At 58.6% G+C, this 22,770-nt stretch carries 11 protein-coding genes and 10 pseudogenes; 15 read left to right on the plus strand and 6 right to left on the minus strand.

Annotated elements, in window-relative coordinates; all coding sequences use genetic code 11:
- Positions 1-384: 384 nt before the first annotated feature.
- From NKI58_RS33330 to NKI58_RS33345, 4 genes and pseudogenes are all read left to right on the plus strand, one after another.
- Positions 385-1,217: pseudogene (locus NKI58_RS33330) on the plus strand (IS1380 family transposase); the annotation flags it as partial.
- Positions 1,210-1,751 (plus strand): annotated as a pseudogene (locus NKI58_RS33335) (transposase); the annotation flags it as partial. The pseudogenes NKI58_RS33330 and NKI58_RS33335, both read left to right, overlap by 8 nt.
- Positions 1,752-3,011: 1,260 nt before the next feature.
- Positions 3,012-4,637, plus strand: a complete 1,626-nt coding sequence (locus NKI58_RS33340) for an acetolactate synthase large subunit (RefSeq protein ID WP_352854376.1) — start codon at positions 3,012-3,014, stop codon at positions 4,635-4,637.
- Positions 4,638-4,686: 49 nt separating this feature from the next.
- Positions 4,687-5,436: pseudogene (locus NKI58_RS33345) on the plus strand (IS630 family transposase); the annotation flags it as partial.
- Here NKI58_RS33345 and NKI58_RS33350 read toward each other — a convergent pair.
- Positions 5,424-5,980: pseudogene (locus NKI58_RS33350) on the minus strand (transposase); the annotation flags it as partial. The pseudogenes NKI58_RS33345 and NKI58_RS33350 sit on opposite strands and share 13 nt — an antisense overlap.
- Before the next feature lie 203 nt (positions 5,981-6,183).
- Here NKI58_RS33350 and NKI58_RS33355 point away from each other — a divergent pair.
- Together NKI58_RS33355 and NKI58_RS33360 are read left to right on the plus strand one after the other, a co-directional pair.
- Positions 6,184-6,606: an Lrp/AsnC family transcriptional regulator gene (locus tag NKI58_RS33355; protein ID WP_502898854.1), complete on the plus strand. Its 423-nt coding sequence runs from the start codon at positions 6,184-6,186 to the stop codon at positions 6,604-6,606.
- Between the two features lie 53 nt (positions 6,607-6,659).
- A pseudogene (locus tag NKI58_RS33360) lies at positions 6,660-7,276 on the plus strand (helix-turn-helix domain-containing protein).
- Here the strand turns inward: NKI58_RS33360 and NKI58_RS33365 are convergent.
- Entirely contained in the window at positions 7,261-8,472 is a 1,212-nt protein-coding gene (locus tag NKI58_RS33365; RefSeq protein WP_352854381.1) for an amidohydrolase/deacetylase family metallohydrolase, read from the minus strand. The pseudogene NKI58_RS33360 and the gene NKI58_RS33365 overlap by 16 nt on opposite strands.
- A 1,191-nt stretch (positions 8,473-9,663) precedes the next feature.
- Positions 9,664-10,797, minus strand: coding sequence for a hypothetical protein (locus NKI58_RS33370; protein ID WP_352854383.1), 1,134 nt, complete (start codon positions 10,795-10,797; stop codon positions 9,664-9,666).
- Between the two features lie 338 nt (positions 10,798-11,135).
- Here NKI58_RS33370 and NKI58_RS33375 point away from each other — a divergent pair.
- From NKI58_RS33375 to NKI58_RS33390, 4 genes and pseudogenes are all read left to right on the plus strand, one after another.
- Positions 11,136-11,960: pseudogene (locus NKI58_RS33375) on the plus strand (IS5 family transposase).
- A gap of 513 nt (positions 11,961-12,473) precedes the next feature.
- A pseudogene (locus NKI58_RS33380) lies at positions 12,474-12,833 on the plus strand (IS630 family transposase); the annotation flags it as partial.
- A 536-nt stretch (positions 12,834-13,369) separates the two neighbouring features.
- On the plus strand, positions 13,370-14,677 hold the full coding sequence (gene ectB, locus NKI58_RS33385) for a diaminobutyrate--2-oxoglutarate transaminase (protein ID WP_352854386.1): 1,308 nt from the start codon (positions 13,370-13,372) through the stop codon (positions 14,675-14,677).
- 150 nt (positions 14,678-14,827) lie between these two features.
- Positions 14,828-15,247: an SET domain-containing protein-lysine N-methyltransferase gene (locus NKI58_RS33390; RefSeq protein WP_352854388.1), complete on the plus strand. Its 420-nt coding sequence runs from the start codon at positions 14,828-14,830 to the stop codon at positions 15,245-15,247.
- Between the two features lie 615 nt (positions 15,248-15,862).
- Here NKI58_RS33390 and NKI58_RS33395 read toward each other — a convergent pair.
- Positions 15,863-16,843: an aminomethyl transferase family protein gene (locus tag NKI58_RS33395; protein ID WP_352854398.1), complete on the minus strand. Its 981-nt coding sequence runs from the start codon at positions 16,841-16,843 to the stop codon at positions 15,863-15,865.
- Between the two features lie 118 nt (positions 16,844-16,961).
- Positions 16,962-17,156: a hypothetical protein gene (locus NKI58_RS33400; protein ID WP_352854390.1), complete on the minus strand. Its 195-nt coding sequence runs from the start codon at positions 17,154-17,156 to the stop codon at positions 16,962-16,964.
- A gap of 139 nt (positions 17,157-17,295) precedes the next feature.
- Between NKI58_RS33400 and NKI58_RS33405 the strand changes: the two are divergent.
- The 4 genes and pseudogenes from NKI58_RS33405 to NKI58_RS33420 form a co-directional block, all read left to right on the plus strand.
- A pseudogene (locus NKI58_RS33405) lies at positions 17,296-17,669 on the plus strand (transposase family protein); the annotation flags it as partial.
- A gap of 175 nt (positions 17,670-17,844) precedes the next feature.
- A complete protein-coding gene (locus NKI58_RS33410) occupies positions 17,845-19,131 on the plus strand; it encodes an ATP-grasp domain-containing protein (RefSeq protein WP_352854392.1) in 1,287 nt (428 codons plus the stop codon).
- A 594-nt stretch (positions 19,132-19,725) separates the two neighbouring features.
- The gene (locus NKI58_RS33415; RefSeq protein ID WP_352854394.1) at positions 19,726-20,067 is read left to right on the plus strand and encodes a recombinase family protein; all 342 of its coding nucleotides are present in this window, start codon (positions 19,726-19,728) and stop codon (positions 20,065-20,067) included.
- Positions 20,068-21,669, plus strand: coding sequence for a recombinase zinc beta ribbon domain-containing protein (locus NKI58_RS33420; protein WP_352854396.1), 1,602 nt, complete (start codon positions 20,068-20,070; stop codon positions 21,667-21,669).
- A gap of 29 nt (positions 21,670-21,698) precedes the next feature.
- Here the strand turns inward: NKI58_RS33420 and NKI58_RS33425 are convergent.
- Positions 21,699-22,153: pseudogene (locus tag NKI58_RS33425) on the minus strand (DDE-type integrase/transposase/recombinase); the annotation flags it as partial.
- Positions 22,154-22,158: 5 nt separating this feature from the next.
- Here NKI58_RS33425 and NKI58_RS35690 point away from each other — a divergent pair.
- Positions 22,159-22,426: pseudogene (locus NKI58_RS35690) on the plus strand (transposase); the annotation flags it as partial.
- Positions 22,427-22,770 lie beyond the last annotated feature (344 nt).

Here is a 22,770-nt window from a genome sequence, read left to right on the forward strand (position 1 = left end):
ATCTCCTCGCCCGGATCCTCATCTTCCCACCGACACAAAAGCCCTTCATCATCGCCTGGTCGCTATGGCGACGACGACATCAGGCCGCGGCCACCATCTGTCACTACAAACGGCATCGACATCCGCAACTGTAGTACTAGGCTAGGCTCGCTCCCGGGCAAGCAAAAGCCATTCTGGACCGACTACAGAAGCTCTCGAAGCCTTTTAGCACCAAAATTGAGATCGAGAACGGCGTTGGATTTATCCGACTGCAGCCCAGTTTGACCCAGCGGGGCCCCCCGGATGGAGTAGCCTGAATATCCCACCAAAAAAAGTGCATCGGCCCCGAGACTCTGAGAAACAGCTTTTGCAACAAAGAGTTATCAGATTCAGGAACGGGGTCCGATGCAGACACACTGTACTTCCGAGCGGCTTGAATTTGAAGGCTTCGACGGCCACAAAGTTGTGGCTGGTTTCCACGGCGGAGCCATTAAATCAGACGCTGGCGCCTTGCGTCTGCGTCACGTTGATCGGGCCATAGGGCTGTTCGACCGGGTGGCCTCGTGCTTCGTCGATTACCGCAATCAGGATCTCACGGTTCACAGCGTCTGAACGCTGGTCGGCCAACGCATCGCAGCGATCGCGCTGGGATACGAGGACGTCGACGACCACGACACGCTTCGCCACGACCCGGTGCTCGCGCTTGTGTCGGAACGTCTGACGCCGAAGCGAGAAGATTGTGCGGTGCTTGCTGGCAAGTCGACGCTGAACCGGCTGGAGCACGGCCGGGTCGGGGAGCCGACGCGCTATCACAAGATCACGACAAGGTCGCGTTGGAGGCCTTGTTCGTGGACCTGTTCCTGGAAGCCCACGATAAGCCGCCGGCCGAGATCGTGCTCGATCTCGACGCCACCGATGATCCGCTGCACGGCCGGCAGGAAGGCAGGTTCTTCCACGGCTACTACAACTGCTACTGCTACCTGCCGCTCTACATCTTCTGCGACCGGCACCTGCCGGCAGCAAAGCTCAGGCGTTCCAACATCGATGCCAGCAAAGGAGCGGTCGAGGAGGTTGAGCGGATCGTGACCCAGATCCGCAAAACCTGGCCTAGGGTCCGCATCATCCTGCGCACTGATTCCGGCTTTGCGCGCGAGGAACTGATGGCCTGGTGCGAGATCAACCGCGTCGACTACGTCGTCGGGCTCGCCCGCAACGAACGGCTGGAAACCAAGATCGCGGCTGGAGAAATTGAAGACCGGCGATGGCCGTCCGCTGCCGGCATGTCTGAAGATGCAGATCGGCCGAGAACTTCACAGGCTCGAGCTGCTGCTCGAGCAGATCAAGGCAGTCGAGGCCGAACGCGATTCGATGCTTGCTGCCGCTGAGGCCGTCTCGCCGGCACCTGCGATGCTGCTCAACCTGAAAGGCATCGGGCCGGAGTTTGTCACCGTCCTGTAGTCGGAGGGGCTGTCGCGTCACTTCGACAACCGATGCCAGCGTTGCCGCCTATGCAGGCCTTGCGTCGACGCCCTGACAGAGTGGCTCGATCGATTACGACCAGGGGTTTCGTAAGCCGGCAATCCAAGGCTGCGCACGACGCTGATCCATCTCGCCTGGCTGTGGCTACGACATCAACCGCACTCAGTGCTCTCCTTGTGGTTCGGGACCGGGTCAAGAATGGCGACCGGCTCAAGAAGACGACGATCATCGCGCTCACCCGCAAGTTGCTCGTTGAGAAGACTGAGGTTGTCGAAGCTTCAGTCATTCTTGAGGATCGGATGAACGTTATAAGAATGCTCGTCCGGGTCCAAGTGCCGTTAGCCGCAGCTCACCCACTTCGCGGAACCGGCGGAAATCCTGTCCCGAAATCCGACGTTTCTGAAATCATTTCTCACATCGGCTGCGGAATGGGCGGAAGTAGGCGAGGCATTGTAGGATCCGCGACACCGACTAGCCGATTTCACCCACCTCGGTGGTTGATTTGCACCAAAGCGGATAGGCTTCACGTACAAGTCTGCATTTTCTTGCTTTTTATCAACGTGTTGTCGATTTGGCCTGCTCCTTGCTTCTCCGGCATTGAGACGAGATTTCGTTGCCTATCGCATCGGGGCTTTCGGATCCACGATCAAGAATGCACGAAAACGGATATTTGATGATCGAGAGGATAGCTGTCGTAGGTTTTGAATCAAAGCCATGGCACGACCGTCACCGAAACGTCAGTCCCGTATGATTGTGGGGAGGTGGGGGCATACCGCCGGACGCAAACGAACTCGACACGACTGTCGAGGAACTGTTGTTGTCCAGATGCTTGCCAAATCGGGATTCTGTCAAGTGGGCGAACCTATCCGACGCATGAACGTACCAGTGGGCCTCCCCGCAACTAGCGAGGTGAAAGATGCCACTCGGAAACGCTTCGGTTCACTAGCCTGCATGTGCAGCCAGCATCGTCGAATACGTGCCGACGTGGTTTCCGATGGATTATTCACGTTGGCGCTCTCAGCTGCCAATCGTCGCTGCCGCCGGTCTAAGCCTCCTCGGATCCTTGACCATATTGTCGTACGTGGCCTCGCGACGCAATTGTTGTTGTGATCGCTAAAGGCGGATTTTTGCTTCGGGATGGGTCAGAGTGAGGCAGCATGGCATTCATTCACCAGAAGACGGAAATGAAAATGTATATGACTGCTTGTGCCGCCTCCGGCGTTGCTCTCTGATGTCTGCTTCCGCGCCGGCCCGGAAGAACGTAGTGGACCATGTGCTGCTACCGTATTGGAGACAATCGGTGCACGGGATAGTCGAGGAGTATGGTCCGGGAATAGGCTCCATTGGCCTTTGTCACAAAGCACCCAAAGGCGCTGCCATCAAATTCGGTCCGGGCCTGCTTTCAATCGGCTTGCGACATTCAGGTTGACCTACATCGAGCAGTCGCAGCAGACAGAAAGGTCGTCAATGCTAGAGCGGTAAGCAACAACAATAGCAAACCGCTTCGAGAGTGCTGACTGATAGGTGGTGAGTATGAACAGAGGACAACATCAATGAACGGAGCCGAACTGCTTGTCTCCTCATTGGAGAACGAAAACGTACAGCGGATCTTCGGGGTGCCAGGAGAAGACATTCTCGATTTCATCGAAGCCTTGCGGCATTCCTCGATCAAATTCGTGGTGACGCGCCACGAGCAAGCGGCAGCATTCATGGCGGCTACGCAGGGGCGGCTTACCGGCAGGCCCGGCGTGTGCTTGTCTACGCTCGGTCCCGGTGCGCTGAATCTCACGACGGGGGCAGCTTACGCCCTGCTCGGCGCGATGCCCATGATCATGGTTACCGGGCAGAAAGGGATCGTAAGCGGGAAGCAGGGACGATTCCAAGTCGTGGACATGGTCTCGACAATGGCGCCGCTGACCAAGATGGCGCGCCAAATCGTCAGCCCCGCGACAATCCCGACGATCGTGCGCGAAGCGTTTGGGGTGGCGCAGCGGGAACGGCCGGGGCCCGTCTATCTCGAGCTTCCAAAGGACGTCGCAGCCGGGTCTTTTGTGACGGTTCCATCAACAATCCCGCCTCATCCGATCGATCAGCCGGTGGCGCCCCAAGAAGCGCTGGATCGCGCCGCCGAGCTGATCCTCCAGGCGGAGCGGCCACTGGTCATGTTGGGTGCGGCAGCAAGCCGGCCGCGCCTGACGAACGTGCTGTCAGATTTCGTTAGGCGCCTGCAGATCCCATTCTTCAATACACAAATGGGGAAGGGCGCGGTATCGAGCGGGTCCGGACTGTATATTGGCACGGCCGCGCTGTCGGAGCGGGACTACGTCCATCGGGCGATCGATCGCGCCGACCTCATCATCTCAATCGGTCACGACACGGTGGAAAAGCCGCCCTTCCTGATGATGCCGAACGGGCCGGCCGTACTTCATGTGAGCTATTTGCCAGCGACCGTCGAGGAGGTATTCTTCCCGCATGCCGAAGTGGTTGGTGATGTCGGACTGAGCCTGAGATTGCTCGCCGACCGTATCGAGGGCAAGCTGCCCAACGCTGATGCGCTTCTCGGGCTACGCGAGGGGATCCTGGCTAGGATCGCCGACAGTACGGAGGAAAGCCGTTACCCGCCCACACCCCAGCGGATCGTGCATGACGTGCGTCAGGTCATGCCCGAGGACGGCATCGTCTGTCTCGACAATGGCATGTACAAGATCTGGTTCGCCCGAAACTACCGCACCCACGTCGCCAACACGCTGCTGCTCGACAATGCCCTCGCCACAATGGGCGCTGGGCTACCCTCGGCGATTGTGGCTGCAATGCTCTATCCGGAGCGCCGCGTCCTTGCGGTATGCGGTGACGGCGGATTCATGATGAACTCGCAGGAACTCGAGACGGCGATCCGCCTTGGTCTCAACTTGGTCGTGCTCATCCTGCAGGACAATGCTTATGGGATGATCCGTTGTAAGCAGGCCTTGCACGGGTACAGCGATTTCGGCACGACCTTCGACAATCCCGACTTCGTTGCCTATGCGAACGCCTATGGTATCGAAGGTAGGCGGATCGAGGGCCCTGACAAGCTCGTAGCTACACTCGAAGCGGCGTTCGCCGGCGGCGGTGTGCATCTCATTACCACACCGGTCGACTATTCGGGGCTAACGGATGCTAGTGGTTTACCCCTGACATAAGAGTCCGGCTGGGGATTCCCTTTTGTGAGTGCGGATGCGAGTCTGGCGCATGCGCACAGGAATATTGCTCACCGTTTCTTCGATTGATCGTCAGCGTCTGGGCGCGCTGATCAGAGATCGCAATGCGCCGCAGAAGCACGTTTGGCGCGCCGAGATCATGCTGTTGAGCAGCGACGGCGTGGGCACCGTGGAGATCATGCGGCAAACTGGTAAGTCCAAGACCTGCGTGTGGCGCTGGCAGGAGCGCTTCGCCGCGGAAGGCTTCGAGGGACTGTTGCGCGACAAGACGCGCCCCTCGCGCATTGCCCCACTCGGACCTGAAGTCGCCGAGCGCGTGGTGGCACTGACGTTGCAGGACCCGCCTGGCGAGACGACGCACTGGACCGCCGACATGATGGCGGCCGCGGCCGGCATCAGCGCCAGCGCGGTGCGCCGCATCTGGAAGGCGCACGGGCTGCAGCCCAGCCGCTGGCGCCAGTTCAAGCTCTCCAACGATCCGCAGTTCGTCGACAAACTGCGCAACGTCGTCGGCCTCTATGTTGATCCGCCGGCTCACGCCATCGTGCTGTCGGTCGACGAGAAGAGCCAGATCCAGGCGCTCGACCGCATCCAGCCCGGCCTGCCCATGAAGAAGGGTAGGCTCGGCACCATGACCCACGACTACAAGCGCAGCGGCACGACCACCCTGTTTGCCGCCCTCAACGTGCTCGACGGCACCGTCATCGGCAGGAACATGCAGCGCCATCGTCATCAGGAATTCATCCGCTTCCTCAACGCTATCGATGCCGAGGTGCCGGCAGCGATGGTGACGGCGACCGAGACGATGCGGCCGCCGCGGCGCACCTTCAGGTAGGTGGCGTCGATCCACAGATATGGCCAGTCGCCCTCGATGGGTCTTTTCAAGGAACGCTTTGACCTTGCCGTCGATCTCTTCGCACAGCCGGCTGACTTGGCTCTTCGAAATGCCACTCATGCCCATCGCCTTGACCAGATCGTCGACCGAGCGGGTCGAGATACCCCTGGACGTAGGCCTCCTGGATGACGGCGGTCAGCGCCTTCTCGGCCATGCGGCGCGGTTCGAGGAAAACGGGGAAGTAGGAGCCCTTCCTGAGCTTGGGGATGCGCAACTCGACGGTGCCGGCCCGCGTCTCCCAGTCGCGCTCGCGATAGCCGTTGCGCTAGGCCGTGCGCAACGGGTTCTTCTCGCCATAGGCGCCGCCGGTGGCGGCCCCAACCTCCAGCTCTATCAGCCGCTCGGCGGCAAAGCCGATCATCTCGCGCAAGAGATCGGAATCCGGAGTCTTCTCCACGAGCGCGCGCAGGTTCATCATGTCGTCGGTCATCGATAGTTCCTTCGAATCAGGTTGGTGTCAGCAACCCGACCTTACCGGCGAACTGTCGATGACCACCGCAAAGCCGCTCGCTCGATACAGCGCTGTCGAGAGCGCGCTCGCGAGCGGCTTCGCTACCGCCGAGCTACACCACCTGTGGGGACGCGACCGCTCGCAAAACGCAGCTCGACGATTTCGATCTAAAAATCCTGCAGTTGGTGCAGTCCGACACTCTCATGCAGCAGAGCGAAATTGCTGACCGTGTTGGCCTGCCAGCAGCGGCGGTAGCTCGACGTCTTAAAAGGCTTCGTTCCGCAGGGATAATCAGAAAGGACGTCTTCACCTTAAACGAGAGAGCGGTTGGGCGTCCTCTGACGGTCATCGTCGAGGTGACGGCCGAAAGTAAAAAAGCGGATCTGCTCGATGAGATGAAAAAACGGTTCGTGAACTGTCCTCAGGTACAGCAATGCTACCACGTTATGGGAGAAGCTGACTTCATTCTCATCGTGAATATCAGAAACATGGGCGAGTATACGTCTCTTACGCGCCAATTATTTTTCAAGGAAGGAAACGTGAAGAGCTTCCGAACTTGCGTCACGATGGAAAAGGTCAAGGCCGCCGGCCCATTCCCGCTTTAGCAATCGTTATTCCGCGCCTCGGCTTCAGCTTCGTCCCTCCGTGCTCAGCTCCGTTGCGGACGGACTATTCGGCTTCGAAGCTTCGCCGGTTGGCACGGGCTTCGAAGGACGCGCGGCAGTGCAGCCGTTTGCTTTCGCTGGCGGCGGTGCCTGACGGCATGAGCCGTGCGGACGCGGCCAGGATCGGCGGGATGGACCTTGCGGGACTGGGCACCGGTTCAACGAAGCCGGGCCGGATGGGCTTCTGGATTCGTGGTCGAATGGCCTCACACCACGGCTTTCGCCCAAGCAACTGGCAGAGCTGGCCGAGATTGTCGAAACAGGCCCAGATCCTGCCGTTGACGGCGTGGTGCTGGCGCCGCGTCGATCTCCAGGCGCGCATGCCGTGCTGTTCATGGATCGCGCTGGATGGCACACAACGGCAAATCTCGACGTGCCGGAGAACATCACGCCGATCTTCCTGCCGTCGCGATCCCCCGAACTGAACCCGGTGGAAAACCTCTGGCAATACCTGCGCTCCAACTGGCTCTCAAACCGAGTCTTCGAAACCTACGACGCCACCATCGACGCGGCGTGCGAGGCCTGGCAGAAACTCCTCGCCAATCCAGAAACCATCACGTCAATCGGAATGAGGCGGTGGGCGCATGTCGTCGGTCATTCATCATTATAATTTGATTGCTTTTTGCTGTGGCTTGATATCGGTGCCCGTTTGGCCGCTGCCTCCCGATCGTCTTTCCAGGAATTCCACCAGCGGCCGTTCAGGACCACTCCCCGCGCAACAAGCCGTTGGCCTCCGCGGATGACCTCATTCATGCAATCGATATAGTCGAAGGAACCTTCCTCTAGGGTGAGGATTGTGGCGTCCCCTGTGGAGCCCGGCTTGAGCGATCCAAGCTCCGGCTGGCGGAGCGCTGATGCAGCGTTAAGGGTCGAGGCAGTGATAACCTCGTTCAGCGACATCCCCAGACACAGAAACTTCGACAGAGTCGTCGTCTGATCAAAGACTGGTCCGTCAATGCTGCCGGCATGAATATCCGACGAAATCGTATCGGGCTGGAATCCTTCGGTCAGCATGGCACGGGCCGTCTTGAAGGCGAACGAGCCCTGGCCGTGGCCGATATCGAAAAGAACGCCGCGTTCACGTGCTTCCCGCACGGCTGCTCTGATGACGCCCCGCGAATTGATAGGTGCATTCGGGAAGGGTCGAAAGGCATGGGTGAGGATATCGCCACGTCTTAGACGGGAGACGACCTCCTCATAAGAGGGTGGCGGGAAATCGATATGGGCCATCAATGGCAAGCAGGTTTCATCGGCAACCTCCAAGGCCATGTCGAGCGGGGCGAGACCGGAATTCCCTGAAGCGTACTTCCCGACCCGAACCTTTACTCCTGCGATCACATCCCGATTTGCTTCGATTACCTCGACGCTGCGCACCGCAGACAGCAACTTTATCTCTTCATTTTCCCCGACCTGAGATCCAAAACCATAAATCCCCGCAAAGGATACATTGAGCAACGCCAAGATACGGACTTGAGACTTCTCAATGATGTGTTGTCGAAAGCCGGCAAAGTTTCCTGGGCCGGCGCTCCCAGTATCGACAACGGTCGTGACCCCGCTGGCGCGACCGAAGGCTTCCGCATCGATGCCCAAGGACGTTCCGCCCCAGTACACATGCGTATGAAGATCGAGAAGGCCGGGGGTTACAATAAGGCCTGAGACGTCCTGCTCAACTGTTCCCGCCTCCGATTCGAGTCGCGAGCCGATAGCGGCCACTTTCCCGTCCAGAAAGGCCACGTCCATAGTCGCGTCAAGCGTTTGAGAGGGGTCAATGACGCGGCCGCTCCTGAGGATCAAATCATACACCATTTTTTTAAACCCGAATCTTAGCAAGTTTTTTTCGGCTTTACGCCGTCAGATTTGCGAATTCATCTCTAGGAATTGTTTGTAGCATCGTTCAGGGGGGTCCGGTCCCCGGTAGATTGAAATACCGGCAGAGCTTGCCAACTGCATAGATCTCTTCCTCGGCGCCCGTAAGCCAGCAATATCATACCTTGTACGCAGCCGTGAGCATTCGCGGATCAGCGCATCCAGATTGTCTGTATCGACCTGGATTACCTCGAAATTTTGATCCGCAAGATAGTCGTAGCGAGTTGGATTAGCCGACAAGGTAACTAGATCAAGACCAAGGTGTCGGGCCGCTTGAACGAACGGCAGACCAGAACCCCGATGCCCTTCAAGCATGATGAGTGCTCTCCTTGCCATTGGCTGTCTCCTCCGTTGCGTGCCCTGCGACCAGGAGCATAAATCGGCATCAGCCTGTTCGGCCGCTGCCTGACTTTCGAACTTGTGTGAAACGTAGCATCGTCAGCGATTTGCAGTTGCAAAGATTCAGTAAATTTGCGTGAAGAATCTGTAATGGCTGGACTATTCAACCACGCGGAGGATTGGCGAGTTACTGATGTGGCGGCGCAACTGGCGAACTGGTGCGGATAAGCCATTAGCGGCTGGCGGATGTAGAATTAGCGGCGGTTGATCCATCCATTTTGAGTCTTGGGGCTGCGCAGGATTCTTATGCGTCATTGGGAAAGATGCCGACGACATGGTTGCGTCGTACCGCTCGATGCAGCCGCAGCGGCTACTTCTCGTCCTAGCCGGCGTCAGTGGCGGCTCCTTACCTCCAGGTCCATGAGCCACTGCGCAGCACAGCCAATCCTCTCGCACAACAGAGCGGCGTCGAGGGCTTCTTCACAGCGTGCGCAGGTTGACAACGTCGTCGGTCATCGGAGCTCTCTTCGAATCAGGTTGGTCTCAGCGCGCGTCATTGCTTGGGAAGCTCGTTCGCTCCCGCGCTGCTTCGTCATCGTCTCTAATCACGCAACACAAGGCGCATTCATTTGCCGCGAATCGCCACTCGAAGCCCACAATGCCGGCAAGCCAAGTGTCAGATCGGAATGAATCGAAAACTGGAATCAACACATCATCAGTTTCGCAGGCGACTAGCTTGCCACTACGACCGCCGGTTTGTCTCGCCAATAATATGCTTCGAAGGGTGCCGGATTACTCGAAGCGACGACGGTATTCGGCATATTTCGTTGCCAGTTCCTCCGCACGGTCCTCGCATTCCTCAAGCGCTACCGCCTCGCAATCGTAGCCGAGCAGCTTGCGCACGATTTCTGCCGACTCTGCTGTGAAGCGCACGGTTCCGTCGCTTTCGACGGCTTCAATTCCGTCAAATTTCTGACATCCCTTGTTGATCTCAACCGCTTCGTCCAATGATAGCTCTTCAGGCAAATCGATCGAAATGCCTGCTGGAGCAATCCTAACGGGATAGCCCCCTACGAGACCCAATGGGCCGGGCGCATGTACGACGCGCTCCACGCGATCGGCGAGCGCACGTATAACGGCTGTCGCCGACGATGCCGTCACCAATTGTGCTGTAAGATCTCCCACCCGTCGAAATTGGCCGGCAACATTCGCGAAGATCTCATCGTGGTCCAATTCCTCGGGCCTGGTTCTCCGGCCCTCCCGATATATGGCCAGATAGTAGGGCGCTCCGTCCGTGGTTCCTGTGCTCGGCATGCGATAGCTGACATAGTGTTGGGCGAAGAACCGCACGTCTACGGCTTTCACGTCGCACCCCAGAAGATGCGCAGCCGCCAATCGGATACCCGGCACGGCATTCGCGACGTTTCCAATGCCGATCGCTGGCGCGAGACCCTCAGCCGCAAGGGCAGCGTGTGTTACATCAGCAAAGGATGCGTTCACGACCAGGCTCTCAAGTCCGACCTCTCGCACAGCTTTCATCAGGCGTCGCACGAGAACGAGGTCCATCGGGGTCCATACGCCGGCGCACGCTTTATCGATCTGCTGATAAGCGTCGGCCGGCAATTGCTTTATGATCCACCATGGCTGCAATGTCGTTGCATTGAAAATGATATCAGGACGGAGAGCCGCAAGCCGCTCTGCTGTAGCCTCAATATTCATTAGATCCATAGGCATCACTTCAATGGTCGGATGATGGCCGAGGTTTAGGGCCGTGTATCTCGACACATTGGCCCTTAGAGAGGCCTGCTGCACATTCCTTGCCCCAACATGCAGATCGTACGGTCTGCCGCTTTGGCTGAGAAGATCAAGAACGGCACCCCCAAGCACGCCATACCCAATTATTAGGATCTTTACCCGCTCCACCATCGTATATCTCCAAGATCTGAAAGACGAAGTTATAAAAGGAAAACCATGCTCTCTGAACGATTATGCTTAAAAGACGCGGAAATGGAAGGCGTCAATTATGAATTAATCTCCTGCATATTTTAAGACTTTATTGCAACACTGTCATAGAATATCCATATTTATTAGCACATGGGCGAGTTACTAGAAGGTTCAATCAGTGTCTATCTAAGTATGCAACGGGTATGGTCCTTTTTGCCTAAGAGCCTGACCCAAAACTCGAGATTGGGCGGTGGAGGCGGTTGAGTGGCCCCGTCCGTTGTGATTCGCTTGAGCTGTCTAGACTTGAGCAGGATCACGACATGGGTTGGACGGAGACCACCCGGCGGCAGTATTGCCGCGCGGGGCAGCGAGATGCAAATGCAATGACGGACCGGGAATGGGCGTTGATCGAGCCGTTCATGTCTGGAGCGAAGGCAACGGGACGACCGCGGACGACAGAACTTCGGGCGGTCGTGGACGCGCTTCTCTACATCCCCTGACCGGCTGCCAATGGCGGGCATTGCCGGATCGGTTCCCGCCGGTCTCGACGGTTCAACGCTATTTCTATGCCTGGCGGGACAACGGGCTGTGGAAGACCATCAACTTCCACTTGGTGGCTGCGGCACGCCTGGCGCTTGGTCGCGAGGCGAGCCCGAGCGCCGGTGTCATCGACAGCCAATCGGCAAAGACCACGGACGTTGCCGGTTTGCGTGGTTACGACGTCGGCAAGAAGGTCAAAGGCCGCAAGCGCCATATCATTACTGCCACCGAGGGACACTTGGTCGGGCTGACGGTGCACACGGCCGACATCCAGGAAGGCAGTCGGCGTCATCGCCTCCATTCGACGGCTTTCTCCCTGGTTGCGGCATCTGTTCGCCGACGGCGGCTATGCCGGAGAAAAACTGTCGCAGGCACTGGCCAATCTCGGCACATGGACCATCGAAATCATCAAGCGCTCCGACGCGGCCAAGGGCTTTGAGGTGCTGCCACGACGATGGGTCCTCGAGCGAACTTTCGCCTGGCTGGGACGTTGTCGCCGGCTCGCCAAAGACTTCGAGGCGACCATCGCCAGCGCCGAGGCATGGATATTCATCGCCTCCATCCGCCTCATGCTCCGCCGCCGCCCAACTCCACCTCGCAGTTAACCGGGTTTTGAGTCAGGCTCTGAGTTCGCAGGGCTTCTACACCTACTGTCGTGTTGTCGCATCCGCGACACAGTCTTTTGGCCTGGCAGTCCGCTGCACTCCGGGTCAAGTCACTGAACAAACCTCAGAAAAATATTCGTTAGGCTCCCCGGCGCAATTGGCATGACTTTTGAGAAGTCTTCTTCGTGAAACGCGACGCGAAGGCGGCACTGGTGTTCGCTTGGGAGATTTTAATGGTCAGTGATAGCCAGAGCTTCTCGTTGCCACGCAACGTCCAGTTACCGCGAGAGATATTCCGAAAACCAACGGAGAATCATGCCGCCAATGTGTGGGAACATCCCCGAAATGAACCCTCTGTGGAAGACAAGAACCTCATCGGGGGGCCGTTCATTGGGCGGCTGCGCGCCGGGGATGGCGACCGGTCCCCACCCTGCGGCAGGGTCGCCTTCTTCGCAGATTGGCGAAATCCCTGGGCCTTGGCCAAACGATTACTGCACTCGATCACAATTCATTGGCCGCACATGCCGCTCAAAGGCACCGTTCGGGCATTGGAAGACGCAGACCTTCATCGCCGGGTTGCGCTGTCATGGGCTCACGGCCCCTTTTGCTATCGACACGCCGATGAACCGGCGCATCTTCGAAACCTATGTCGAAACGCAGCTCGCTCCGACGCTGGCAAAGGGCGATGTCGTCATCCTCGACAATCTCGCTGCCCACAAGAGCCCGGCCGCCGAGGCAGCGATCCGGGCCAGAGGCGCATGGCTGCTCTTCCTGCCGCCCTACAGCCCAGATCTCAATCCCATCGAAATGGCATTCGCCAAGCTCAAGGCGCATCTGCGCGCAAAGGCCATCAGAACCATCGACGCCGAGACAGGGCTGAAATGGCAAAGGCACTCATGATGCTGCGTGAATATCGTGAGCCCGGTGCTTTGGCTGAACGCGAACGTCCACATCGTAGGGCCCATGCGGAAGACGGACACCTCATCGATGATGTGGATTCCGTCAGGGGGCCTGCACCCGCGGCCGAACTGAATATCATTGGTGATCCCGCAACAGCATCCTGGCGCGTCCTTTCTCGGCGGGCGGCTTTCGGCAGGACGAGGCCGACGCTTCGGCACGACGAGCTGCCATTCCAGAGGAACTCAGCCGACTGTTGGACGATCGACGCGCCCGCTCGCCGGCTCATCGCGAAGTGCCCGCAACCAGACCGCAATTCGCGGTATTGCGAGCCCCTGCTTTGCAGTGATTTCGCCGATGGCGTGCTCGCTTAGCGTGGTTGGCTGGTTGTCGGCCTACCGACGCCGAGCGACCCATCGACGCTCCTGATAGCCATCGACCCCATCGCACGCTCTGAAGCCCTGCAGGCATTCCCGCCGGCCCGCCTACCCAACCTAAATAAGGAGGCAACGATGACTGACCAAAGTGCGCCGGATCGCGAGGAGGAATTTGCGATCTTCAACCATCTCGAGTCCGAGGTGCGGAGCTATGCTCGCAGCTTTCCCGTCGTTTTCGCGAGGGCACGGGGGGCTCAGCTGTTTGCGCGTGATGGGACGGCCTATCTCGACTTTCTCATGGGCTGCTCAAGCCTAAACTATGGGCACAATCCCCCCGAGCTGAAGTCCGCGCTCGCAGACTACATTGAGGGCGACGGCATCACCCATGGCCTCGATCTCTATAATGTAGCCAAGGAATCTTTTCTGCAGGAATTCCACGAGACGATCCTTAGGCCGCGGCAATTCGATTATGTTGTGCAGTTTCCCGGCCCGACCGGCGCCAACGCGGTCGAGGCTGCCCTCAAGCTAGCGCGCAAGATCACTGGTCGGTCAAACATCGTAGCCTTCACCAACGGCTTTCATGGCGTGAGTCTTGGCGCACTCTCTTGCACCGGCAACCGATACCACCGGGCTGCCGCCGGCCAGCTACTCGGCGGCGTCACGCGGCTACCCTATGACGGCTATCTTGGGTCCACTGTAGACAGCGCCAATTACCTTGATCGTCTGCTCTCGGATCCCTCCAGCGGCGTGGACGCTCCGGCGGCGGTGATTGTCGAAACAGTTCAGGGCGAAGGCGGCCTCAATGTCGCCGGCATCGAGTGGCTCCGCAATGTGGCGGCCATTGCGCGTAAACACGGGGCTCTGCTGATCGTCGATGACATTCAGGCGGGTGTTGGGCGCACCGGTGCATTCTTCTCCTTCGAAGCATCGGGACTCCGTCCAGACATCGTCACAATGGCCAAATCGATATCGGGGTATGGCCTGCCTATGGCTCTCGTTCTTATTGATCGAAAACTCGACAGGTGGGAGCCAGGAGAGCACAACGGCACATTCCGCGGCAACTGCCACGCGTTCGTGACCGCCCGAGCAGCCCTGGAGCACTTCTGGCGGACAGACAGCTTTGCGGCGTCCGTCGAGGAGAAAGGCAATCTGCTGAAAAGCCGGCTTGAGCAGATCGCGCAGAAATACGACCCAAGCCGCGTGTCAGCCAAGGGTCGTGGCATGATGCGGGGCATAGAACTGAAGTCCGGCGAGATTGCCGGTCAGGTCGTCAGGACCGCCTTCCAGAGGGGCCTCATCGTCGAGACTGCCGGCCCCAAAGGCGAGGTCGTGAAATGCCTGCCACCCCTCGTCATTGGGGAGGATCAGCTTAGCCAAGGCCTCGACATCCTCGCGCACGCCATCGAAAGCGTGATCGGCAGCCCAGTGAACACGCCAGCTTGAGAAGTGATCATGATCGTCGGGGATCTCGACGAAGAGGAAACTGATGGCCCGACGTGCCGAAGGCATCTCGATTGCAAGATGCCCAGTGGCAGTCAGTAGACCACGCGAGCGCGTACCTCGCGATGAGCAGTACAGAGTAGGAAAAGCGCGATGACCGGAGCAATCGATGATCGGCGAAATCCCGTATACGTCAGGAATGTTCCTCAAAAGGGACGCGGCGTATTTGCCAATATTCCATTCAAAGTCGGCGATTTAATTGAAAAAGCTCCGACATGGGGATTTAACAGCTCGGATGAAAAGCTATTGGAACGCACCGGATTGTTAGAGTACTACTTTGTTCGACCGATACATAAATCTATAGGAAATCAACGCTCAGGGTATGTTGTTTTCGGGTTAATTTCGATAGTAAATCATTCATCTAACCCGAATTCACAAATAGTATGGGTCGACGAAGGCACGGGCGCGTGGGCAAGCATCGTAGCACTAAAGGACATAACAGTTGGGGAAGAGATAACACACAGATATGCTAATATAAGCGATTATCCAAATACCATCACTTTCGTAGAATAAACCCAATTGTCTATATTACTTAGCTCCGCTGAGCGGAGGGATATCAGATATGAACGATAAACCTACAATACTGCAACTGTCAAAATGCATCTGGGCACTAGACGACCTGGCGCGCAAGTCCGGCCTTCGAATTGCGACCGGCGACAATTTTGACGAGTATGTCCGAATAACCAGCAGACTTCCCGGAAAGCCGCCGACCACTCCACACTTCCGACCGGACTGTTCTGCTCTCCCGCCTGGAAAGGCATTTTGGATCGTCGGTCGAGATCGGGAAGGAAGTATAGCGCATGTCCAAGCAATGCGTTTAGACGACATATCCCACACCAGCCTTGCTGAGCATCTTAGATCGCTCAAAGGCTGCTTCGACGACCCTGACCTCAAAGCCGGGCCCGCTTCCTCGTGCAGTTGCTCCGCGCCGACGGCTGACACCATAAAGGGGCTGGTAGCATATCATGGCGACGTGTGGTTGCGGGAGGACTTTCGGGGCCGCAACCTCACAAGCTTTGTTGGTCGCCTTGCATTGGGACTAGCATGGGCTAAATGGTCCCCAGATGTGATTTACGCGCTAGTTGCCGGCTGGAACATTGAAAAAGGTGTAGTGGGTCGCTACGGATATCAGCATCGAGAATACGGGTCCATCCTGCGCTTGCCTGCACTAGGGATAAGCCATGATGACTGGCTAGTTTGGCTAACTCGAGACGAACTGTTGAAGACATTTTCCGGTACTTTCGCATTGCGGACGCGCTGAGAACCTTCTCTGATGCTTTCGCAAACGCGAGTGCTGGCCGTGGTCACGCTGATCTGTCGTTCGTGACAATCTCGCGCTTCCGGCTGGCGGGCTGCGCCTTTACCAGGCAGGACATCAAGACGCAGCGTGTTGAGGGCGACATAACCGGCGTGACCCACGCCGAGATCGGCGCCGCCGGCCATCAAGGCATCATAGACACCCAATGTCTGCTCGGTCGGGATGTGAAGTTCCCAGCCCAACTCACCGACAAAGCTCATCCGGAATGCGAGCGCCAGGCTGTATCCGATCTCTATTTCGCGAGCCGTTGCGAAGGGAAATGCCACGTTTGAGAAATCTGCGGGACTGACGCGCTCCAGCAATTCGCGCGATCGCGGACCCATGACGGAGAGAGTGGTGTATCCGGATGAGACGTCGGCGACCGAGACGTGGCCGGCTCCCTTGGCGTGCAAGCGCAGCCACGCGAGATCGCGGGTGCGTTGCACGGCCGCGGTCACGACAAGAAATTCCTCGTCGGCGGTGCGCGCGATCGTGACGTCGGACTCCATACCGCCCCGCTCGTTCAACCACGGCATATACACGATCCGGCCGACCGCCACGTTCACGTCGTTGGTGGACAGGCGCTGTAGAAGGGCAAGGGCATCCGGCCCCTGAACCATTATGTGCGCGAAGGAGGACTGGTCAAACAGAGTGACGCCAGAGCGGGTGGCGGTATGCTCGGCGCCACTGCGCTCGAACCATTCGTCCCGGCCGAACGTCGCATGGTTTTCATTCGGCGATCCGGGCGCACCAAACCACTGAACGCGTTCCCAACCGGCACTTTCACCGAAATTCGCGCCGGCGGCGGCCAGGCGGTCGTGGAGCGGGGATAGGCGAACTGGTCATCGACAAAATCACGCGACCAGCGACAAAGGCGGAAAATGCGGTCGACCCTGACGGGTCAAATCGTCCGCTTGCCCAAGCAGTTCGTCATTGCTGCTTGACCTTGACCTGAAGCCCACCGATCCTCTTTGCATGCTGCTTTAGTGTCTGCCCCAAGTCTTTATGACTTTGCAGAATCGGTTCGTCGCCTGCCCGGAAAAGGCGGAACGCGAAGCTTCTCCGACCGCCGCCATTATCGATAGCCAAAGCGGCAAGAATCGGCATATTCTCGTCGACACCCAAGGCCCTTGATCTTCTTGCCCGCATCAAAGCCGTGCGGGTCCATGCAAGTCCCCCTTTTTCGGCGCTTTTGATGGTTTACCCCTATTTCGATTTGTGGACTTAGCCGCACGGTCCACTGTATCACCATGCGCTTTTCGCTCTTATGCACGCACTCGTTCATGCCGCCAATGTTCAAGACCGCGACGGCGCTGCGGTGGTCATAGTCACCCTGTTCGGGCTCTTCTCCTTCCTGTTGAAGCTCTACGCCGATGGAGGCTATCGGGGCCGGCGTTCCAGAAGGGGCCGAAAAAAAGGTCATTGCCCAGGTCTATGTGGAGATCGTCAAACGGTCAGATCAGGCCCAGGGGGTTCGTGCTCGTTCCCCGCCTTGGGTTGTCGGACGCACATTTTGCTTGGCTTGGCTGATGCCGCCGCCTTGTCAAAGACTGGGAGTGCCTCAACGCCAAAGGGCTCGCCTTCCTCAATCTCGCTTCCATCCGGCTTATGATCAGAAAATTTTGCAATCCTTCATGAAGTTTCGGGACAGACCCTTAGCCATTGCAACAAAACCTTCAAATATCTTACGGAATCTTTGCGGGCGCAAAGGCGCGGACAGGGCTACATTCAAAAGCCTGAGGCGGCACGACTGAAACAGGTTCCGGTTTACACTTAGACTGCCCCACAACCAGCAATGTCGGAGTTAAAAGCAATGGCGAGAAGAGCATTTATCTTGGTTGAAGGCGCAAGTAATATGCAGCGGTACGTTCAAGTGGCTCAGCATCATGGTTTTCATCCAATCATCCTGTCGGCTAATCCAACCCGGTACGAATATCTTGCGGCGAAAAGCATTGAGACAATCGCTGTCGATACAAACAATCTCGATGCGCTGATCCAGGAATGTTCCCGGCTGGGTGCAGCCTATGAGATTGCTGGCATTACGTCCGCCACGGAGTTTACCTATGCGACAGTTGGCAAGCTTTGTCGGCATTTCGAGCTACCAGGGCCGAATCCTACGTCCATCGAACGATGCTGCGATAAATTCCTGCAACGTCAGCTTCTCGCCAGGGCCGGCATTCCGATTCCGGCTTATCGGTTGGCAACGAATGCGACAGAGATAAAAGGCGCTGCCGCGGATATCGGCCTGCCGGTGGTTCTTAAGCCAGCCGTAGGCAGCGGCAGTATCGGTGTCCGACTGTGCCGCAACCTCGATGAGTTAGCCGAACATGCGACATATCTGTTGGGCGAGAAGCACATATGGCGGTCTTCGCCGAGGATACTGGTCGAAGAATTCGCACAAGGCCCTCTTTATTGGAGCGATGTAATGGGAGATGAGGTCATTGGAGTTGGCGCCGGTGACTTCGGCCCACCGCCGCATTTCGTCTATCATCAGTGGACCTTTCCGGCCCCGCTGGGTGATGCCGAGCACAAGCGTATCGCCGACGTCTCGCTGAGCTGTTTGCGAGCGCTTGGCCTCGGCTGGGGGCCAACGTGCATCGAATTCCGGTGGACGAAGCACGGCCCAATCGTCATTGAAGTCAATCCGCGTCTTAGCGGCGCGCCCGGACCTGAAATGGTTCAGGCGGCCTGCGGTGTCGATCTGCTCACAGAGCACATCAAGCTTGTCACCGGCGACGAATGGAATTTGTGTAGAAGCCATTCGCAGATTGCTGCCGCCCGATTCCTAGTTGCGGATAGCGATGGCACCCTCGATTGGATCGATGGCGTCAGTCGGGCAGCGGCGATTCCAGGTGTCATTGAAGTCAAATTGAATGTTGAACCAAAAGCACCCATCGTGAGGAAAGGAGATCATCGAGACTGTATGGGATACGTCATCGCCGCTTCACCCGACCATGCTCTGACCGAAGCGATACTCCAGCGGGCCGTCGACCTAATCAGTTGGTCGATCACATCATTTCCGGCCCGCGGCGCACATGAACAAATCTGTGCGCCTCCATCTCCCGCACCAACCCAGGCTGGCGAGAAGGGACGATCATAATCGGTATTTCTTCTGGATACCTCTATAAATAGTCGAAGAACTCTGACCTGCCACGGGTTAATTTTCTCCGTGTGAGATTAGAGCGGTTCTCGCCTTGCTCCGATACGGTTCTCTGGACCGCCGGAAGGTAGAGTTTCCCGGCTTTCTCACGATGGCGGGCTGGCGACGCCATCGGGATTGAGCAACGAGATAGGGGCCTTGTGCCCGATCGCCCCATGTGGGCGCACCTCGTTGTACAACACGACGAGAGAACGCCCACGGGACCGAGGAACGCAAGTTTCTTTATCCATGGCATCCCTGGGCCGGGCGTTGTGTTCACGTTCATGAGGTGATCGAGAAGGCTGACCGGGAGGTTTTCCGCTGCAGTCTCTCTGGCCACGCCTCCGATCGGTGGCTGGAGGTTCCGGCCTGGATGTTTGATCGCGCGGTCTGCACCGCGTGGCGCATTGCCGCTGCCCCACATGTCGATCCCAGAACGCTTGGCGTCTTGGTGACACTGCTGCAGGACGCGACGGCCAATTCCCACACCCCATCGCAATTGGAGGATTCGGGCGCAGCATCGGATCCTCACGACGCGAATCGGGGGAGAGGTCCATGCCGCGCCAGCCCACGACATATCAGTTCGATCTGTTCTCCAACCCGCACGATGCGGAGACCGCGCAGATGCCACCATGGCAGGCGCTGCCGGAAGAGACGCGCCTGACGCTGACAAAGCTGATGGTGCGCCTGATCCTCGACCACGTCGACGGCGAGCGCGCCGTTCCGCGCATCGAGACGGTCGATGACGATCTCGGCCGCTCTGCTGCTGGCGGTGTCGCGCGAGCGGGCTTCGATCGGATGGTCGCCGCAGTCTGTCTCGGCAAGGTTGGGGCGGTTGCGGCGCGGGAGGTATCGCGCTTCGCCCGCAACAGCCGCGACTGGCAGCAGCTCATCTAGATGTGCCGCGTCGTCGATACCGTGCTGATCGACCAGGAGACGGTCTACGCACCGCGCCAGGGCAATGACCGGCTGCTGCTGGGATTGAAGGGCAGTCTCAACGAGTATGAGCTCGATCTTCTGCGTCAGCGCTCCTTGTCGGCCCGCTATGAGAAGGCCCGGCGCGGTGAACTCGTCGTCGCTTCCCCGGTCGGCTTCGTGAAGGTCGGCGACCGGCTGGAGAAGGATCCCGACCGTCGCATGCAGGAGGCCATCACCCTTGTGTTTGACAAGGTGGCGGAACTCGGCAGTGCCCGCCAGGCCCTGCTCTGGTTCCTCGAACATGGGCTGGATTTGCCTGCCAAGCGCAACAATGGCGATGTGGTCTGGCGCAGGCCAAGCGGTGCACACGAAGGCTACGTCAGCTGGGAAAGGGCGGAAGCGATCCGCAAGATGGTGAGCGACAACGTGCCCACGAGCCGGCATCACGGGGCGCCCAAGCATGGCGACGCTCTGCTCGCCGGCCTTGTCCGCTGCCGGCGCTGCGGCCGCAAGCTGACGGTCCGCTACACGGGAACCAAGCACAACATTCCGCGCTATTCCTGCTGGCGTGGTCTGCTTGACAATGGCGAGCCGCGTTGCATCGCCTTCGGTGGACTACGCGTCGACGACGCCATCGAGGAAGCTCTTCTGCGGGTTGTCGAGCCGGGAGCGATAGCCGCGGCCGTCGAGGCCGAAGCGCAAGCGGCCAGTCGCCGCGATCAGGTCCGCGATGCTCTGATGCGCGATCGCGAGGCGGCACGCTACAACGCCGATCGGGCGTTCCGGCAATACGACGCCATCGATCCGCAGAACCGGCTGGTCGCGGCGGAACTGGAGTTGCGATGGAACCGGGCGCTTACGCGTGTCGGCGAGATCGAGAGCAGGATTACCGCGCATGATGCCTCGACATCGGAGCCATCACTTCTGTCGCCAATACACGTCACCGCGCTCGCCGCCGATCTCAAGGCTGTGTGGGCGGCGCCGACGACGGATGCAAGGCTCAAGAAGCGCATCGTTCGCACCGTCATCCGGGAGGTGGTCGCCGATATCGATGACGAAGCGTCAGAGATCGTTCTTCTGATCCATTGGGTTGGCGGCGTCCATACTGAACTGCGCCTGCCGAAGCGGCGCCGTGGACAGCGCAACAGCACGTCCGGCGATATCATCGCGGCCGTCCGCCAACTGGTGCTCATCGCCAATGATGATCTGATTGCTGGCATCCTCAACCGCAATGGACTGGTGACCGGCCACGGCAATCGATGGACACGCGAACGGGTCACCGCGCACAGGTCGCATCATAAGATCCCTGTCTTCCGGCCAGCGGCGGACGGCAAAGAGCCATGGCTTAACCTGAACAAGGCGGCGCGCCTTCTCGGCGTTGCACCGAAGACCCTCAGGCTCGCCGCCGAGGCGGGCGAGATCGAAGGCGTTCATCCTCTGCCGGATGGTCCATGGGTCTTCAGCCGATCAACGCTTGGCGAACCGGCGGCACAGCGCATCGTTCATCGCGCGCGGCAAAACCCAAAATACCCCACGGGATCGCATCCAGATCAGCAAAACCTATTCACTTCAACGACATAGACAGATGGGTGTTATGAAACAGGATTTTAGTATCTGCGCCAATCCTCCAACTTTTCGGCGGCGTCGGCAAGGGTCAGGAACGTTGAAGGCTTCGATGTAGGCGTTGTCGGTGGACTTTCCCGGCCTGCTGAAGTCGAGCGTCACGCCTTTCGCGTAGGCCCATAGGTCGAGGTCGCGGGAGACGAACTCGGAGCCTTGGTCGACGCGAATCGTCGTCGGATAGCCGATCTCCGGACAGACCTGTTCCAGTGCCCTGACCACATCCTCCGCCCGATAGCTGAAGCGCGGGTCGAGCACAGGCACATAGCGGGAGAACGTGTCGACGACCGTCAGCACACCGGATCTTCTTGCCCGTCGCGAGCTGATCGTGGACGAAGTCCATCGCCCAGACGTCGTTCGGGCCGACGGCTTCCTCCCGGCCGCCTTCCCGCAGCTTCGCCTTCACACGCCGCTTCGGCGTCTTGTTCCTGAGCTGCAGGCCCAACACATCTGAAAGACGTCGACGCCAGGTTGATAGCTTAACATCGGGCCAAGGAGCGCAGACAGCGCCTGGCACCATTCTCGGTGTAGGCCCCGATACGATGCGTCGCTATCAGTGATGAAGACTCCGGCATCTGAGACTTTCGATCGGCCCGAAACTTTGCCGCCTGGCTCGGCCTAACGTCGAAGGATAATTCAACTGCCGGCAGGTCAGGCTCGGCGTGATCACGCGTGCCGCGATGAAGCCCTGCGCAGCGTGCTGGTTGGCGCCCGCGCGCCTGGAGATCGCCGCACTCACGAGTATTTCGCAGCATAGCCTGCATGCCTGTCGACGCCATTGAGACCGATGTCCAGCCACGAGTGCTGGCCCGGCATTCCATCAACAACGGCGAAGCCATCCTGCTCCAAATTGCGTCTAAGCACTTCCATTCCAGGCGCCAGCGGAGACCTGCGTATAGGGGATCATCTCACCATCGGTCGAGACTGCCTCGTGGCGCGTCACCACCAGCCCGGATGCCGAAATTCTCCGGGTTGCCCTTCAGGATTACTGGAGCGCCGAGAAGCGTCGCGGCATTGAGGTGAAATAGGAGAAGCTTCCGCGGCGTGATCGGGCCCTGAGCC

Origin of the sequence: Mesorhizobium sp. M0522, from assembly GCF_040321085.1 — a bacterium.
In the GTDB taxonomy this organism is placed as follows: Bacteria; Pseudomonadota; Alphaproteobacteria; order Rhizobiales; family Rhizobiaceae; genus Mesorhizobium.